This window comes from Trinickia caryophylli (assembly GCF_034424545.1).
Lineage (GTDB): Bacteria > Pseudomonadota > Gammaproteobacteria > Burkholderiales > Burkholderiaceae > Trinickia > Trinickia caryophylli.
Genome location: NZ_CP139971.1, coordinates 55,822 through 71,468, shown reverse-complemented (window position 1 = coordinate 71,468; position 15,647 = coordinate 55,822). Strand labels below are relative to the sequence as shown.

12 protein-coding genes are annotated in these 15,647 nt (G+C 64.4%); 10 read left to right on the top strand and 2 right to left on the bottom strand.

What is annotated here, in order from left to right; translation table 11 throughout:
* Positions 1-306: 306 nt before the first annotated feature.
* Complete coding sequence (locus U0034_RS19655; RefSeq protein ID WP_233212059.1) at positions 307-3,192, bottom strand: outer membrane protein assembly factor BamB family protein; 2,886 nt, start codon at positions 3,190-3,192, stop codon at positions 307-309.
* 90 nt (positions 3,193-3,282) lie between these two features.
* Positions 3,283-3,615 (bottom strand): transposase, encoded by a 333-nt coding sequence (locus tag U0034_RS19650; RefSeq protein ID WP_158243572.1) that lies wholly within the window; start codon positions 3,613-3,615, stop codon positions 3,283-3,285.
* 340 nt (positions 3,616-3,955) lie between these two features.
* Between U0034_RS19650 and U0034_RS19645 the strand changes: the two genes are divergently transcribed.
* The 10 genes from U0034_RS19645 to U0034_RS19600 all read left to right on the top strand — a co-directional run bounded on the left by U0034_RS19645 (position 3,956) and on the right by U0034_RS19600 (position 15,606).
* Positions 3,956-4,708, top strand: coding sequence for a hypothetical protein (locus tag U0034_RS19645; RefSeq protein WP_085229810.1), 753 nt, complete (start codon positions 3,956-3,958; stop codon positions 4,706-4,708).
* 80 nt (positions 4,709-4,788) lie between these two features.
* Complete coding sequence (locus tag U0034_RS19640) at positions 4,789-6,135, top strand: 3-phosphoshikimate 1-carboxyvinyltransferase (RefSeq protein ID WP_085229809.1); 1,347 nt, start codon at positions 4,789-4,791, stop codon at positions 6,133-6,135.
* A 65-nt stretch (positions 6,136-6,200) separates the two neighbouring features.
* On the top strand, positions 6,201-6,605 hold the full coding sequence (locus U0034_RS19635; RefSeq protein ID WP_085229808.1) for a helix-turn-helix domain-containing protein: 405 nt from the start codon (positions 6,201-6,203) through the stop codon (positions 6,603-6,605).
* Positions 6,606-6,820: 215 nt separating this feature from the next.
* On the top strand, positions 6,821-7,726 hold the full coding sequence (locus U0034_RS19630; protein ID WP_085229807.1) for a phytanoyl-CoA dioxygenase family protein: 906 nt from the start codon (positions 6,821-6,823) through the stop codon (positions 7,724-7,726).
* Positions 7,727-7,757: 31 nt separating this feature from the next.
* Positions 7,758-10,106 carry a DUF1611 domain-containing protein gene (locus U0034_RS19625; RefSeq protein WP_233212058.1) on the top strand — a complete coding sequence of 783 codons (2,349 nt, stop codon included), beginning with the start codon at positions 7,758-7,760 and terminating at the stop codon, positions 10,104-10,106.
* The gene (locus tag U0034_RS19620; RefSeq protein ID WP_085229806.1) at positions 10,103-11,413 is read left to right on the top strand and encodes an ATP-grasp domain-containing protein; all 1,311 of its coding nucleotides are present in this window, start codon (positions 10,103-10,105) and stop codon (positions 11,411-11,413) included. The genes U0034_RS19625 and U0034_RS19620 overlap by 4 nt, the downstream gene beginning before the upstream one ends.
* A gap of 64 nt (positions 11,414-11,477) precedes the next feature.
* Entirely contained in the window at positions 11,478-12,656 is a 1,179-nt protein-coding gene (locus U0034_RS19615; protein ID WP_233212057.1) for an NAD(P)-dependent malic enzyme, read from the top strand.
* A gap of 283 nt (positions 12,657-12,939) precedes the next feature.
* A complete protein-coding gene (locus tag U0034_RS19610) occupies positions 12,940-13,458 on the top strand; it encodes a lipocalin-like domain-containing protein (protein ID WP_085229804.1) in 519 nt (172 codons plus the stop codon).
* 80 nt (positions 13,459-13,538) lie between these two features.
* The gene (locus U0034_RS19605) at positions 13,539-14,465 is read left to right on the top strand and encodes a DMT family transporter (RefSeq protein WP_085229803.1); all 927 of its coding nucleotides are present in this window, start codon (positions 13,539-13,541) and stop codon (positions 14,463-14,465) included.
* Between the two features lie 55 nt (positions 14,466-14,520).
* On the top strand, positions 14,521-15,606 hold the full coding sequence (locus U0034_RS19600) for an enolase C-terminal domain-like protein (RefSeq protein WP_085229802.1): 1,086 nt from the start codon (positions 14,521-14,523) through the stop codon (positions 15,604-15,606).
* Positions 15,607-15,647: the final 41 nt, after the last annotated feature.

The window sequence follows — 15,647 nt, the reverse complement described above, 5'->3', positions numbered from 1 at the left end:
GTAGGGCGTTCTTGCTTTATTCGCCGGCAGCGCCGCAAGGCGCGACGCCCCGCAGGCGGCCGCGGCGATCCCGGAAGTGTGCGGGATAGACGGCAATCGCGCATGCCCGATTCTCTCGGGTTCTTGCCCAATTCTTCGGAGAAGCGGCGTGCGGCGGGCATCGACCGAACCATCCGCCTGCTCGCGGGTTCGCCGTGCATCGTACGCGGGGGCCGCCCGGCATGTCCCCACCCGCTATCGCCCCGCCCGTATGCGAGCGGCCCCGCACGCATGGGCTGTGCAATGCGCGCGCGAGGCCGCCTGCGCTCAGGGCAGCGTATAGGCGACGACCGCGTCCCCCGTGCGCGTGCCGAGCGAGCCGTGGCCGCCCGCGGCCACGAGCACGTACTGCTTGCCGCTGGCATCCGCGTACGTCATCGGGGTGGCCTGCCCGCCTGCCGGCAGGCGCGCCTGCCAAAGCTGCTTGCCCGTCGAGAGATCGTAGGCGCGCAGATAGTAGTCGAGCGTGCCGGACAGGAACCCCACGCCGCCCGCTGTCGCGATCGTCCCACCGAGGCTCGGCACACCGAGCTTGAACGGGATGGGAAGGGGCGCGCTATCGCGGATCGTGCCGTTCCTGTGCTTCCAGACGATCTTGCCGCTCGTCAGATCGACGCCCGCGACATAGCCCCAAGGCGGTGCCTGGCAAGGCACGCCGAGCGGCGAAAGGAACGGATTGAGCTCGATTCCGTAGGGCGCCCCCTTCGCCTGCTTGATTCCGCTCGTCTCGCTGCCGTGTTCGTGACCGACCGCCGGTACCTTGTCGCGCGGAATCAGCCGGGAAATGAAGGCCATGTAATTGGGATTCGCGAACAGGATCTGCCGCACCGGATCGACCGAGATGCCGCCCCAGTCGAAGGCGCCGAAATTGCCCGGGAAGACGAGCGTGCCTTTTTCCGAGGGCGGCGTGAATGCGCCGTCGTAGCGCAGCGAACGGAATTCCAGCCGGCACCAGAGCTGGTCGTACGGCGTCGCGCCCCACATGTCGCTTTCATGCACACGCGGCGGGTTGAAGTTGAGCGCGGAAACCGGCTGCGTGGGCGACGTGCGATCCCCTTTTCCCGCCCCCTGCGGCACGGGCGTCTCGGTGATGGGCATGAGCGGCGCCCCCGTCCGACGGTCGAGCACATAAATACTGCCCTGTTTCGTCGAGGCCAGCAGCGCGGGCTTCACGCCGCTCGCGGTCTGCAGGTCCATCAACGTGGGCTGACCGCCGACGTCCATGTCCCACAGATCGTGATGCGTGAATTGATAGGACCACTTCACGCGCCCGGTGGCGAGATCGAGCGCCACTACGCCGGCTCCGAAGCGCTCCGCTTGCGGCGTGCGGTTGCCGCCCCACTGGTCCGGCGTCTGGTTGCCCATCGGCAGATAAATCAAGCCGAGCCGCTCGTCCACGCTCGCCACCGTCCACATGTTCGGCGAATTGCGCGTATAAAACTTGTCGGCCGCGATCGGCGCCGTATCGTCGGGGCGGCCCGCGTCCCAGTTCCAGACGAGGTGCCCGTCATGCACGTCGTACGCGCGCATGACCCCGCTCGGCTCGTTCGTCGATTCGTTGTCGGTCACATGCCCGCCGATGACGACCAGGTTGCGCGTTACCATCGGCGGCGAAGTCGAGTAGTAGCCGCCTGCCGTGAAGGGCCCGATGTTCGCACGCAGGTCGACGACACCATGCGTGCCGAAGCCGTCGCAAACCTTGCCGGTGTCGGCATCGAGCGCGATCAGGCGGGCGTCGGCCGTGGGCAGGAAGATCCGCCGCGGGCAGGCCGCCTGCGCGGCTTGCGCCGGCGCGCGCGTGGCGCCGGCCGATCCGCCCGATTCGCCCGATCCGCCCGCCGCGGCCGGCACCGCGCCGGAAGCTTCCGCGGTGCCCGACGCCGTCGACGCCGCCGCGCTCGATGCCGGGCTGGCCGAAGCAGCTACGGTCGCCGATGCGGCGGTTGCCGAAGCGCCCTGGGTCGCGCCTATGGCGCCGGTCGCGACCGCGGCGGCCGCCCCTGAAGCGTTGCCGGCCATCGCGGGCGAGGCGCCCTGGGGCGCGGGCCCCGAGACGGCGCCCGATGCCGATGAGCGGCCTGCCGCCGATGCGGCGACGGAGCTCGAAGCGCTTTCGGCCGCCTGTGTCGAAGCGGAGGCGGATCCGCCTTCGGCCGAAGAGGCCGGGCTTTCCGGCGTTGCCGCACCAGCGGCTGCCCCCGCGTCGGAGTAAGCCGCTTCGTCATAGTAAGAAACGCCGCGGCAGGTCATATGCTCGAAATGACCGAAGCCCACCGGGCTCTGAATCTGAGGATCGAAGCGCCAACGCACCTCGCCTGTTGTGGCGTCCACTGCCAGCACCTTGCTGTGCGGCGTGCAGATGAAAAGCGTGTTGCCGACCTTGAGCGGCGTGTTCTCGTCTGTCGTCTCGATGGGGTCTCCCGGCCCGCGCTGGTCGCCGGTATGCAATACCCAGGCTTGCTTCAACTGCCCGGCGTTGGCCGGCGTGATCTGGGTGAGCGGCGAATAGCGGTCGCCAAGCTGCGTGCGCCCATAGCTCGGCCAGTCGCCCGGAGCCACAGCGGGGATCGGAGGCGGCTGCGGCACGTTGCGATCAAGTGCGAGCGTGCCGTTCAGATCGTGCCGATCGACGACAAGCGAGGCGATGCCGGCAACCGCTGTCAATGCGACCGCGATGCCGAGCCCCGCGCACGCGGCCCGGCGCCTGCGCCGCAAGCCGGCATCCTCGGTAATGGGACCAGCAGCGACGGGCGGCTCGGCGGCCGGCGCATCGGGGCGCAGCAGGCGTGCACGGTAGCGTGCGGGCCTCGTGCCGCTCCAGGGCGCGAGCATCCACAAGCCGAGCAGCCACCAGATCCAAAGCCGGGGCACGAGCGGCCACCAATCGAATCCAACCTCGGCAACTGCCCAGACGGTCGAGCCGAACAGGAAGGCGGCGTAAAGCCATGCGGCAGCCACTGCGCACCGCGCCGCGAGCAGCAGCGCGATGACGATCAGTACAGCCCCGGCGATCAGGTAATAGCCGCTGCCGCCCAGCATGAGCAGTTGCACGCCACCCACCGCCATCGGGATACCCAGCAAGAGCAGCACGATGGCGGTAGCCCAGCGGCCGACGCTTGGCTCGCGTACGACGGAGCGCGTTTCGGTTTGCATGGAGGCACCTCATTGCGATGAACCCCTGCCGGTCCGCAATCCGCGTGCCACGGCTGGGCAGGCGCGCAGATCAAACTCCTCGTTTATGACTCAGTAAGACGGAAGCTGGAACAGCTTCGGTCGCCCTTTCTGCGCCCGCATGAAATGTTGGACCAGCATGGCGTTATGAATCGGACCGCTGTCCACTACGAGGAATACCCGCTCGCGTGTGCCGAGCATCAGGCGAGCGAGAAACTCCCGCAAGACCAAAGCGGTAAAGGCTCCCTCATGCACCATGAAGCGAAACTCGTCCCGAGCACTGACCGCCGAAATCGTCTCCAGCGAAAAACGCCTGCCCGTCGCTTCCACCGCCGGCGCGCAGCCCAGCGGCGCCGGCCGCCCGATGCGCATTTCGATTTCATCCGAGTATTGCGCAACGCGCATGACAATACTTTCGAAAAGCCGGGTACATACCTTTGGATATCTTTTTAGATCCCATAAATCGCATACCATACCCATTAAGAAGTTAAGATAATTGACAGGCGACATCAATAATCAAAAACGCAATTGCGATTGGTTTTTTCAATAATTAAACCGACATTGCAACAGCCTTACAATCCCATGAATTATAAAGATTCCACCGTCATCTTGTTTTTTGCGTCTAAAGAGCAGATTTTCATGATGAGTAGTCTGTATCGTTGATGTTGTAACAGCCCGTGCCCTCGCGCACCGGCGGTCCATGTCGTCGGCTTTTTCTTCTTCGATTGCTCCCTTGGAGGTATCCATGAATCGTGTACGACACACCGGCATTCGCCATCCGTCCCCGTTTTTGTCCGACACGGAGGGATTGGAGCGAAAATTGAAAATCGACCGCTATCTCGACAAGAAGATGGAAGTCTGGCGCCAGTCGGTGCCATACGCATCCCATATGAAGGACAAAACCATCAACATGGATTACTATCGGCGCACGCTGATCGAGCACGTGTGGCGGATTCGCCTTTCTCGAGTGAGCCAATCGAAGGCGATCTATAAGATTGCCCAGATTTCGCCGGCCGCGGCACAGGAATATGCGCATTATCAGGCCGACGAGATGCTGCACGACAAGCTTTACATTCATGACTGTCAGGCTGCCGGTGTCTCGATGGAGGAGATCCTGAACACCGAGCCGTACCTCTCGACCAAGCTGTTCGAAGGTTATTTCTATTACACACTCGAGCACGAGCACCCGATGGCACCGGTGGTGTCGAATTACCTGGTCGAGTACACGCAGGCCAAGCTACAGCCGGACATCGTCAAGAATCTGAAGTCGACCCTCGGCCACGATCTAATCAAAGGGCAGGAGGCGCATCTGGTGGTCGATACCCGCGACGATCACTCGATGGAAATGTGGAAGATTCTGAACCAGCTCATCCTCAGCGAGGACGACTACCAGGCGGTATTCAAATACATCGACGACGTACAGGAAATCCTCTCGATGTTCTTCCGCGAAATTTACGAAGACACAGTGCTGAAGGCAGCGGAGAAGACAGCGGCGTAAGCCGGTCCGCAGCCTGAGCTGGCGTCCGGAATGGATTCGCCATTCCGGCATTTCCTGTTTTTAATCAGATGGGAGAGGATATGTATCTGCGCGTCGAACCGATCAAACAGCTGGGGCGGGATATGCGCGCCCCCGCCTCGAAGCCGGAAACACAACGAGCGATTCTGGCCGCCACGCTGGCGGCGGGTACGTCGACCATCCATAACGATCTTCGCTGCCTCGAAACGGAGACCATGAAAATCGCGTGCCGCAAGCTCGGCGCGATTATCAAGGAGACCGACGATTCGCTGGTGATCACCGGTGCGGGAGGCGGTTTCAGCACGGACATCCACGTGATCGACGCCAAGGGCTCCGGCCTGGTGTTCCGCACCATGATGGCGCTGAACTGCGTGCGCGGTTTCCCTACCATTCTGACCGGCGATGCCACGCTGCGCCGCCGCGTGATGAAACCGCTGTTCGACGCGCTGCATTCACTCGGCGCCAGCTTCACGTTTCTCGGCGACGAGGACAAAGCGCCCGTGATCAACTGGGGCAAGGCACTCAAGGGCACGCATTGTCAGTTGGCCGGTGACATCAGCTCTCAGTTCGTCACCGCGATCCTGATGGCGGCGCCGCTCGGCGAGCGCAGCGTTGATATAGAAATGACTTCGCCGGTACTGTCGAATTCGTACATCGCGCAAACGCTGGACATACTGCGCACCGCCGGACTCAGCGTGGAGGCCAGCGACGACTATTCCGCGTATCGCGCGCATCCTGGCACCTACCAGCCATTCGAAACCGCGATCAACGCCGACTTTACGTCGCTGTCGTATCTGTTAATGGCCTGCGTGCTGTTCCCGGGCAATTACCGGATTAGCGGCATCGACAAGGTCACGCTCCAGGGCGAGCAGTTGTTCGTCGAGATCGTCGAGGCGCTCGGCGCCAAGATGCGCTACGAAGCCGGCCGCGTGCTGCATGTCGACAGTAGCGCGGTCAACCTGAGGGGGCATTTCGAATTCGACGTCAGCCACGGTCCGAACATCATTCCGACGCTGGTCGCGCTCAGTCTGTTCGTGGAGGGAAAATTCACGGTGCGCGGCGGAGCGGTCACGCGCTTTCACAAGTCGTCGCGAATCGAGTCGATGGTGGCCGAAGTGCTGAAGCTTGGGGCGGACATCGAGATCCTGTACCACCGGGACGGCCACGTCGACGGCTTCGTGACGCGCGGCAGGCCGCGCTATGCCGGCGGCGTGTCGTTGAGCAGCCAGGGCGACCATCGCAACTTCATGTCGCTGTTCGTGGCAGCTTTGCGTTTCGACAAGGCTTGCAATCTTGACGGATACAGCGACGTGTCGTGCTCGTTTCCCGATTTTCTCGATCAGTTCGAAGCGCTTGGCGTTCAAAGCACGGCATCGGCACGTTACGTCGTCGAAGCCGCTGACGAATAAATCGGGCACCCATATAGTCGCTCCGCCGCTGGGCGTGTTTCCGTTTGATCCGCTTGGAGAGAGCAGTGGAAAAGCGATTCGAATTCGAAATAAAACGCGGAAATGTCGAGCAGGAAGACGACACTTCCCGATCGCGGCGCTCGCCGCCGCTGGCAGAGATCAACGGGTTCGGGCCGGCCCCGAGCCAGCGCGGCGAGCATCGACAGGGCGCGACGGTGGACCTGTGCTACGGCACCCCCAAGCTGTCATCCCGACAGCAGCAGATTCTGGTCTGCATCATCCGCGGTTATCAGAACAAGGCGATTGCCGATCTGCTCGGCATCGAGATCGTCACGGTCAAGATGCATATCGGCATCCTGTTCAAGAAGCTTGGCGTAACCAATCGAACCAAGGCTGCGGTGCGAGGCATGCGGCTCATCAACAGCGCGAGCGATGCGGAGCCCTGGCTGGCCTTGCACGAAGAGAATTAGTCTCGCTGCGCCGCAAAAACGTAGTACCTGCCTTGCGCGCCCGCGGCATGGGCAGTGCCCGACCGGACGAGCAGATGATAGCTCCGGCTATGACGCGTCATGCCATACCTTCGTCTATCTGGGCGCCCGCTATAGCGGCCGATACGATGGTTTCCCATGGAGCACCGGATCACACGAGCCGGCCACGCCGTGTTCAACCACTTTGCGAGAATGCCATGTCTTTTCCCCTGTCTCCCGCCCAGGTCGCTCAGTTCGAAGCAGACGGATTTCTCGTCGTTCCGAACATGCTCGACACCGAAGCGGTCGCGTCCATGCACGCGGCCATAGACGAAATTATCGCGTCGGCCCCCGACTTGCGCGAGGTCGCGGAACTCGAGCCGAGCGATCCCACCGTGATCCGGCGCATATGGCAACCGTCGAAGCGCCACGCGGCGTTTCGCGCCGTGCAGGAAAACACTCGCTTGCTCGATCATCTCGAGTCGCTGATCGGCCCGGACATCGTATTCCACCACAGCAAGCTCAACATGAAAGGGCCGCGCGTCGGCTCGCCGGTGGAATGGCATCAGGATTTCTCGTACTACCCGCACACCAATTCGAAGCTCGTGGCCTGCCTCATCTACCTCGACGACGCATCCGAATCCAACGGCTGCCTGCGGGTGCTGGCGGGTTCGCACAAGGCGCAGATCTACGACCATTCTGAAAACGGCTTTTTCCGCGGCAAGGTCGGTGTCGACAAATTGCCGTCCGGCTGCGAGGAAAAGACCGCGGCGGGCAGTGCCGGCAGCGCCGTATTCCTGCACTGCCGCGTGCTGCACCGCTCCGATCCGAACCATTCGGACCGCTACCGTCGCTGCTTCATCCCGGCCTACCGCGCCGCCGACGCGCTACCGATCTACTATGGCCCGCACGCCGCGCACAACGAGCCGGGTACCTACCTGCTGCGCGGGCAGCAGCGCCGCTTCGTCACAAGCGAGGCCGGCACCTATCCGATGCCGATCACGGAGAAGGCGTTCAACTCGCTCTACGCGCTCCAGCAGGGCGAGCACGTGCTCGACAAGCCGCTGCACGCCACGTCGAGCGGCTACTCCACCCCGCCCCACCAGCCCGCCACCCATCAGTAACGGGGTCACCATGAAACCGCACATCCTCGTGATGAATCGCTGGCCGAAATATGGAAACGGGCGTCAGTGGGATCATGAGCTCTGCCGATACGACGAAATCATTCCGTCTCGCTACGTGCTGAGCTACCTCTGCGACGAGGAAGGCAGCCGCGGGCTGCCGTTCGAACAGGATCCGCGCCACATTTATCGGGTCGACGATTTCCTCGATACGGAGGCGCTCGCCGCGCAGGTGAAGCGGGCCATCGTCGAACACGGGCCGGTATCGCATCTGCTGGCGTTCTCGGAGTACCTGCTCGACCCGGCAGCGGCCATGCGAGAGCGCTTCGACATCCCCGGCCAGACCCGTGCGGAGGTCGACCGGTTCCGCGACAAAACACAGATGAAGCGTGTCCTTCAGGCGGCGAACCTGCGCGTACCGCGCTGGTTCGCCTGCACCACGCGCGAGCAGACCGAGACGCGCGCGCGCGAACTCGGCTTTCCGCTGATCGTCAAGCCGATTCGCGGCGCATCGAGCAAAGGGGTACAGAAGGTGGCCTCGGCCGACGCGCTGCGCGCCGCGCTCGTCGCGCTTGATCTGGGCCAGTACGAAATCGAGGAATACATCGACGGCGAGATTCTGCACGTGGACGGCGTGCTCGATCAGGCGGGCAACTGCTTATTCCTCTGCGTAAGCCGCTATATCTCGTCGTGCCTGAACTTCGAGGCCGGCGTGCCGCTCGGCTCGGTGATCGAGACCGACACGCCGCTAGCGCGCGCATGCCGCACGTTCGCGCTCGCCTGCCTGCGCGCGCTGGCGTTGCGCGGCTCGGCGTTTCACCTCGAATTGTTCAATCGCGACGGCGAGCTGATCTTCCTGGAAGTCGGCGCCCGCGTGCCCGGCGCCGACGTGCCCTATACGGTTCATCGCGCGTTCGGCATCAACCTGTTCCGCCTGTGGGTAGACGCCGCGCTCGATCTGCCCGTCGCGCTGCCGGTGATATCCCCACCGCGAAGTGCCGGCTGGGTGACGATCCCGCGGCCGACCCCGCTGCCGCGCCGAGTCGTCTCGGCAGGCTCGCTGCTCGGCCGCATCCCCGGCCTCTATCGTGAACTGATTCCGGCGCCAGGCGACCTGCTGACGGACACTGGTGGCGGCTACACGCACCTGCAGGGCGGCCGCTTTCTGATCGAGGGCGCCAGTGAGCGCGAGGTACTCGCGTCGATCCGCGAGGTCGTCGCCCGCTACGAACTGGTCACCACTCCCGTTTCAACTGCCTCTGTCGATTTACAACAGGAGACTCCCATGCGGACGCTTACCCATGCCGAACTACTTGCCAAACGATGTGTCGTCTTCGCCGAGGGCTGCTTCGGCCTCTTCACCAGCAAGGTAGCCGCCTCCTACCTCCGCTACCGGCCGGAATCCGCGCTTGCCGTGATCGATAGCACCCAGGCCGGCAAGCGCGTGAGCGAGGTGATCGGCTACGGCGGCAACATCCCGGTAGTCGCGAACGTCGAGCAGGCGCTCGAGGCCAAACCGGAAGTGCTGCTGATCGGCAAAGGACTGCATTCGGCGCAGCTCCCGCCGAACTGGAAGGCGCCAATCATCACAGCGATCCGTGGCGGCCTGCATATCATCAACTGCATCCATTTCCGGCTGCGCTCCGATCCGGACATCGCCGCGGCGGCCGACGCCGCCGGCATCACGATCTGGGAAACCAAGGAGCCGGTGCCGCTCGAACTGAACAAGGCGCGCGTGCTCGCGCTGCCCTGCTTCGTGGCCCACACCTGCGGCAGCGATTCGAACATCGGCAAAAAGACCACGGCGCTCGAAGTGAGTCTGGAAGCCAATCGTCGCGGCATCCGCACGGGCTTCGCCGCAACCGGCCAGACCGGCATGCTGATCTCCGGCACCGGCATCGTGGTGGACTGCATCCCGAGCGACTTCGTGGCGGGCGCCGCCGAGAAGGTCGTGTTGGACGCCGCCGAGGGCAACGACTGGGTGGTGCTCGAAGGCCAGGGCTCGCTCAATCACATCGGCGCGAGCGGCATCGCGCTGGCGCTGCTGCACGGCGGACTGCCGCACGCGCTGATCTTCTGCCACCGGCTCGGGCTCGAACGCACCAAGGTGTGGGAAACCAGGATCCGGCCGATTCCCGAGCTGATCCGGCTCAACGAGGCGCTCACGGTATTCGAGCGGCCGGCGAAGGTGGTGGCGATCAGCGTCAACAGCGCGGGCCTGAGCGACGCCGAGTATCGCTCCGAGGCAGACGCGCTCGCGCAGCAAACCGGCCTGCCGGTAGTCGATCCGTGCCGGGAAGGCGCAGGCAAGCTGGTGGACGCGCTGCTGGCCTACCAAAAGACGCTGGAAACAGTGCCGCACGCCGAGGAGGTGACGCAATGAAAGACGCGGTGATCTTGCTGATGCACCAGGGCAATTCGTTCGTACAGGAGCTGGCCGCACTGCTCGCGGCGCGCGATCTCGCGTTCGTTGCCGTCAGCTCCCGGCCAGCCGACGCAGCCGTGTTCGAGCGCAACCAGGCGTTTCTTGACGCCTGGCAACTGGCGGACACAACCGAGCTGCGTACGGAGGACGTCACGGTCGCGGCGCGCCACTTCGAACAGGCGGGCTACCGGTTGCGCGCCGCCATCGCTACCTTCGAGGGTTACCGGTTGCTGATGGCCGAATTGAACGCCACGCTCGGCGCGCGCGATGCGCCCGGCGCGGCACTCGCACTCGCACTCGACAAGTTCCGCTGCCGCACGTTTCTGCGCGACGCTGGCCTGAGCGAGGTGGCCTGCGAGCCGATCGAGACCGGGGCAGGCGGCCCCGACCTGGATCCGTCGCGCCGCTGGTTCGTCAAGCCGGTGCGGGGTGCCGCCTCGTTTGGTTGCTTCATCCTGACCCACCCTGACGATCTGCGCGACCTACCCGCGATTCAGGCGCAGATGCACAACGACGGCAAGCTGTCCTCGATCTTCATGGGCAAATTCAGCTTTTTCGCCGAGGAATTCGTCGAGGGACCGGAATTCAGTTTCGAGATTGCGGCGGCGGGCCGCCCGCGCGTGGTCTGCGTCCACGAAAAGGCGCGCGTCGAGCGCCTGCAGCGCACCACCCTGGAGAGCATGTCGATCTCGCCCCCCCTGTGCCTGCCCGAGGCCATACTGCAGGAAGGTGCCGCGTTCGTGTCCGAGTGCCTGAGCCGGATAGGGCTGATTAACGGGGCATACCACGTCGAAATGAAGTACTGGGAGGCGCGGCGCCGCTGGGAAATCGTCGAGATCAACCCGCGCATGGGCGGCAGCCTCATCAATGCCAGCACCGAGCGAATCATTGGCGTATCGATGCTCGAACTCTGGCTGCGCTCGCTGCTGTTGCGCGACGAGGCAGAGTTGCCCGCGTTCCACGGCTTCGTGGATCGCGTCTCGCAAGGCGGGCGCGCCGTCGCCGCAAGCAGCGATCGGGCCACGGTGTTCGTCAGCAAGTACGGCGAGAAGGGCCGTACGGTGGCATCGATCGCGTACGACGCGGGCGGACGCACGCCCGACGTGCTCGAACTGCACGTGAAGGCCGGTGCAAAGCTCGAGAACTCGGACCGTGCGATCTGCGTGATGGACGCGCTCTGGGAAGTCGACCGTGCCTCGCTCGCCCAATCGGTCGAGACGATCGAGAAGGAATCGGACGCGCGCTTTCACATCACGTACCAGTGACGGTACGGACAGCCCGGGCGGCCACCGTCTGCTGGAGGCCTCGCCGGCGGTTCTGATCCCCGCTTTGTCGGAAACGCTCATGACAGATCTGTCCCATCCGGCTTTCGACGCCCACCTCGGCGGAAAGCTCGAAGTCGTCGGCAAGGTTCGCATCGACACGCGCGAGGATCTCGCGCGCGTCTATACCCCGGGCTTCGCCCACGTCGCCGCCGCGATCCATCGCGATCCGTCGCTGATCCGGCGCTACACCATCCGCCAGAATACGGTCGCCATCGTCACCGACGGCACCGCCGTGTCGGGTATCGGCAACGTCGGACCGCACGCGGCGCTGCCTGTAATGGAAGGCAAGGCGCTGGTATTCCGCCGCTTCGCCGGCCTCAACGCGGTGCCGATCTGCCTGGCCACCGCCGACCCCGACAAAATCGTCGAAACGGTCGCGTGCATCACCCCGGCGTTCGGCGCGGTTATGCTGGAAGATATCTCCGCGCCGCGCTGCTTCCACATCGAGGCGCTCCTGCACGAGCGGCTCGAGATCCCCGTGCTGCACGACGACCAGCACGCCACAGCGATCTCGGCGGGGGCGGCGCTCGTCAACGCGCTCAAGCTCGTGGGCAAGCGCATCGAAGACATCAAGGTGGTGATGGTGGGTGCGGGCGCAGCCGGCACGGGCTGCGCGAAGATGTTCCTGAACCTCGGCGTGCGCCGGCTGATCGGCTGCGACCGCGCGGGGGCGATCTATCGCGGCCGCACCGACCTCAACGACGCCAAGCTCTGGTTCGCCGAGCACGCGAACCCCGATCGGGAAACCGGCACGCTGCGCGAGGTACTGGCGGGTGCCGACGTGTTTCTCGGCGTCTCCGGGCCGGGCGTGGTCACGGCCGACGACATGCGGCTCATGGCGCAGCACCCCATCATCTTCGCGCTCGCCAATCCGCAACCGGAAATCATGCCGGCGGATCTGCGGGGGGTCGATGCGATCGTGGCGACCGGGCGCAGCGATCTGCCCAACCAGATCGACGGCGGGCTGGCCTACCCGGGTCTGTTTCGCGGGATCCTCGACCTTGGCGCCGCGAAATTCTCGGATGCGATGAAGCTGGCCGCCGCGCACGCGCTGGCGAAGCTTGTCGATGGCGCCGCGCTCGATGCCGGGCGCATCATCCCGGACATTTTCGACGAGCGCGTGATGCCGACTGTGGCTGCGGCAGTGGCCGCCGCCGCCACAGTCACGGTCCGCGCCGCCTAGCACATGGACTGCGATGCCTGCGCTCGCCCATCCCGCCCCCCGCTTCAGCCGCAGCAGCAGTTGCAGGATAGCAATGAGACCGGAAATTCAAACCATCCCCAAAGCGACGAATGTTCGCTAAGATCGCGCAATGCAATAAACCTTACGGCGGCAATCACGCAGGTGCAGAAAGGCCGCTTCTGTCGGGGTGTATTTCGGCAGCCTGTCAAGTAGAAAGGATTGGCTGATCGATCGGTAATGGAAATGAAATAATGTCGAACTCAAATCATTATGGAGCCGGAGTATGGTTAAAAAAACAGAATGGTCATTCAAGCGCGGCGTGGCGGCGATACTCGCGTGCGCGTCTCTCGCGTTGCCGCTGCACGCTCTAGCTGACAGCGCGACGTCGGCGCTGGCAGGTACCTGGACGCTGGTCGCGGCCGATGTGGAACACCCCGACGGCACGCGCGGCCGCGACTATGGCGCGGCGCCCTCAGGCCTGCTGATAATCGACGGCGAGGGCCGTTATTCGCTGCAGATTTTCAGAGAGGAACGCGAGCGCTTCAGCTCTGGAGACAAAGCAACCGGCACTGCGGCCGAATACAAGGGCGCGGTGATGGGTTCGAGCACGCATTTCGGCACGCTCGAAGTCGATCCCGCCAAGCATATTCTGGTTTTCCATATTCAACATGCGTCGTTTCCGAATTGGGAAGGCGCGCAACAACAGCGGACTTACGGAATACGCGGTGACGAATTGAGTTATCGCGTCGTGGCCCGTCCGAACGGCGATGTGCCAATCTCCGTCTGGAAGAAAGTGAACTGACGCATTTTCCGGCGGCGCCGACCGGGCGAGTGGCTGCCCTGCCGTGCCGATACAGCAGCCCTCCCCCTGACGGCCTGGATATGGCAACGCTCACTTCGATCACGTGGGAATGGGCCTGGGTGCCCATCGTGCTGTGCGCCGCCTTCGGGCGCACCGTGCGCAATGCAGCGCAGCGCAGTCTGACGGCGCAGGCCGGTACGCTGCCCGCCACCTTGGTGCGCTTCCTGTACGGGCTGCCAGCCGCGTCCATCTGGCTGCTGCTGCTTGCACGCCTTGGCGGCAGCATGCCCACAGTAACGCCGGCGTGGGCGGGCTGGCTCACGCTTGGCGCGGTCGCGCAGCTGAGCGCCACCGCGCTCCTGCTAGTTGCGATCCGGCATTGCAACTTCGTAGTGGCGGTCACCTATTCCAAAACCGAGCCCGTACAGGTCGCGCTGTTCTCGCTGCTGTTCCTGCGCGAGGTACCCGGCGAGCTGTCGATCCTCGGCATGCTGATCGCGATGCTCGGCGTGATCCTCCTGACCTTTCCGAGGCGCGGGCAGGGCATCGCCATGGCCGGCAGTTGGCTCGGCCGCTCCGCGCTCTACGGGCTCGGTGCGGGTGCGCTGTTCGCGCTGATGGCGGTCGGTTATCGCGCCGCCGCGCTCCAGCAGCCGCACGTCACGCCCTGGCTGAACGGCGCGTGGGGCGTGCTGTGGGCGCAGGCGATCCAGTCGGTGCTGCTCGGCGGCTACTTGCTGGCCACCAATCGCCCGGGGCTGCTCGTGATCCTGCGCGTCTGGCGCTTCTCGCTGATGGTCGGCACGGTTGGCGCACTCGCCACCATCGGCGAGCTAACCTCGCTGGCGCTGCACGGTGCCACCGACGTGCGCACCTTGGGGCTGGTCGAGGTGTTGTTCAGCTATCTGGTTTCTCGCCGCGTCCTCCGCGAGAAACTCGGGGCGATCGAGGGCTGGGGCATCGCGCTCGTGACCTCCGGGCTCGTAGTGGTCTGCGCGCAGTGGTAGCTGCGCCATTGCGCGCCGTCGCGGTACGCCTTACCGCCCTCCAAGGAGATGATCGATGACGCCAAGCCTCAAGTTTCGCGAGCTGAAAGCCACCCCAGTACGCCTGCCGATGTCGAACCCGATCCGCACCGCCAGCGGCACGATCGCCGATGCGCCGTTCGTGCTGATCGACTTGCATACCGATCAGGGCGTGACCGGGCATGCCTACCTGTTCGTCTTCACCCCACTCGTGCTCAAGCCGCTGACCTCGCTCATCACGTCGCTCGGCGAACACCTCGAAGGCAAGCCGCTCGCACCGCTCGACACGCGTGACGCACTCGAATCGCTTTTCCATCTGGTTGGCAACACCGGGCTCATCAGCATGGCGATCGCCGGCATCGAGATGGCGCTGTGGGACGCGCACGCACGCGCGCTCGACGTCCCACTGGTACGCGCGCTAGGCGGCACGCCGCAGCCGATTCCGGCCTATTCGAGCATCGGCATGTTCGGCTCCGAGGTAAGCTGCAAGCTGGCTGAACAGTCCGTCGAAAATGGCTTTCGCGCGATGAAGATCAAGATCGGCCACATCACGCTCGAGCAGGACCTGGAGGTGGTGCGGGCCGTGAAATCGGTGCTGGGCGACCGCTCGATGCTTTGCATCGACTATAACCAAGGCCTGACGGTGGACGAAGCGATACGTCGCTGCCGCGCGCTCGACGAACTGGGCCTGGGCTGGATCGAGGAGCCGACCCGGCAGGATGACTATGCAGGCCACGCCCGCATCGCCGCCGCCACCGCCACGCCGATCCAGATGGGCGAGAACTGCTTCGGGATCCACGAGCTGGCCAAGTGCATCGCCGCCGGCGCGTCCGACCTGCTGATGTTCGACCTGGTGAAGATCGGTGGTGTGGCGCGCTGGCTGCAAGGTGCGGCGCTGGCCGACGCGGCGTCGCTGTCGGTCAGCACACACAATTACCAGGAAATCAGCGCACACTTGATGGCCGTCACGCCCACCGCACACTGGCTCCAGTACTACGACTACGCGAATCCGGTGCTGCGCGAACCGATGCGCATCGTCGACGGCAATGCGATTCCCAACGAGACGGCCGGCAACGGCATCGACTGGAATCCCGAGGCCGTCTCGCGCTACCGAGTCGAATGAGGCGGTGAAGTGCGCCCGCCAGCCGCGGCGCGTTTACATGC

What these genes read in the sequence shown, in the direction of transcription:
- U0034_RS19655 (WP_233212059.1), bottom strand. Translation starts at nt 3,192, where the DNA reads ATGCAAACCGAAACGCGCTCCGTCGTACGCGAGCCAAGCGTCGGCCGC.
- U0034_RS19650 (WP_158243572.1), bottom strand. Translation starts at nt 3,615, where the DNA reads ATGCGCGTTGCGCAATACTCGGATGAAATCGAAATGCGCATCGGGCGG.
- U0034_RS19645 (WP_085229810.1), top strand. Translation starts at nt 3,956, where the DNA reads ATGAATCGTGTACGACACACCGGCATTCGCCATCCGTCCCCGTTTTTG.
- U0034_RS19640 (WP_085229809.1), top strand. Translation starts at nt 4,789, where the DNA reads ATGTATCTGCGCGTCGAACCGATCAAACAGCTGGGGCGGGATATGCGC.
- U0034_RS19630 (WP_085229807.1), top strand. Translation starts at nt 6,821, where the DNA reads ATGTCTTTTCCCCTGTCTCCCGCCCAGGTCGCTCAGTTCGAAGCAGAC.
- U0034_RS19625 (WP_233212058.1), top strand. Translation starts at nt 7,758, where the DNA reads ATGAATCGCTGGCCGAAATATGGAAACGGGCGTCAGTGGGATCATGAG.
- U0034_RS19620 (WP_085229806.1), top strand. Translation starts at nt 10,103, where the DNA reads ATGAAAGACGCGGTGATCTTGCTGATGCACCAGGGCAATTCGTTCGTA.
- U0034_RS19610 (WP_085229804.1), top strand. Translation starts at nt 12,940, where the DNA reads ATGGTTAAAAAAACAGAATGGTCATTCAAGCGCGGCGTGGCGGCGATA.
- U0034_RS19605 (WP_085229803.1), top strand. Translation starts at nt 13,539, where the DNA reads ATGGCAACGCTCACTTCGATCACGTGGGAATGGGCCTGGGTGCCCATC.
- U0034_RS19600 (WP_085229802.1), top strand. Translation starts at nt 14,521, where the DNA reads ATGACGCCAAGCCTCAAGTTTCGCGAGCTGAAAGCCACCCCAGTACGC.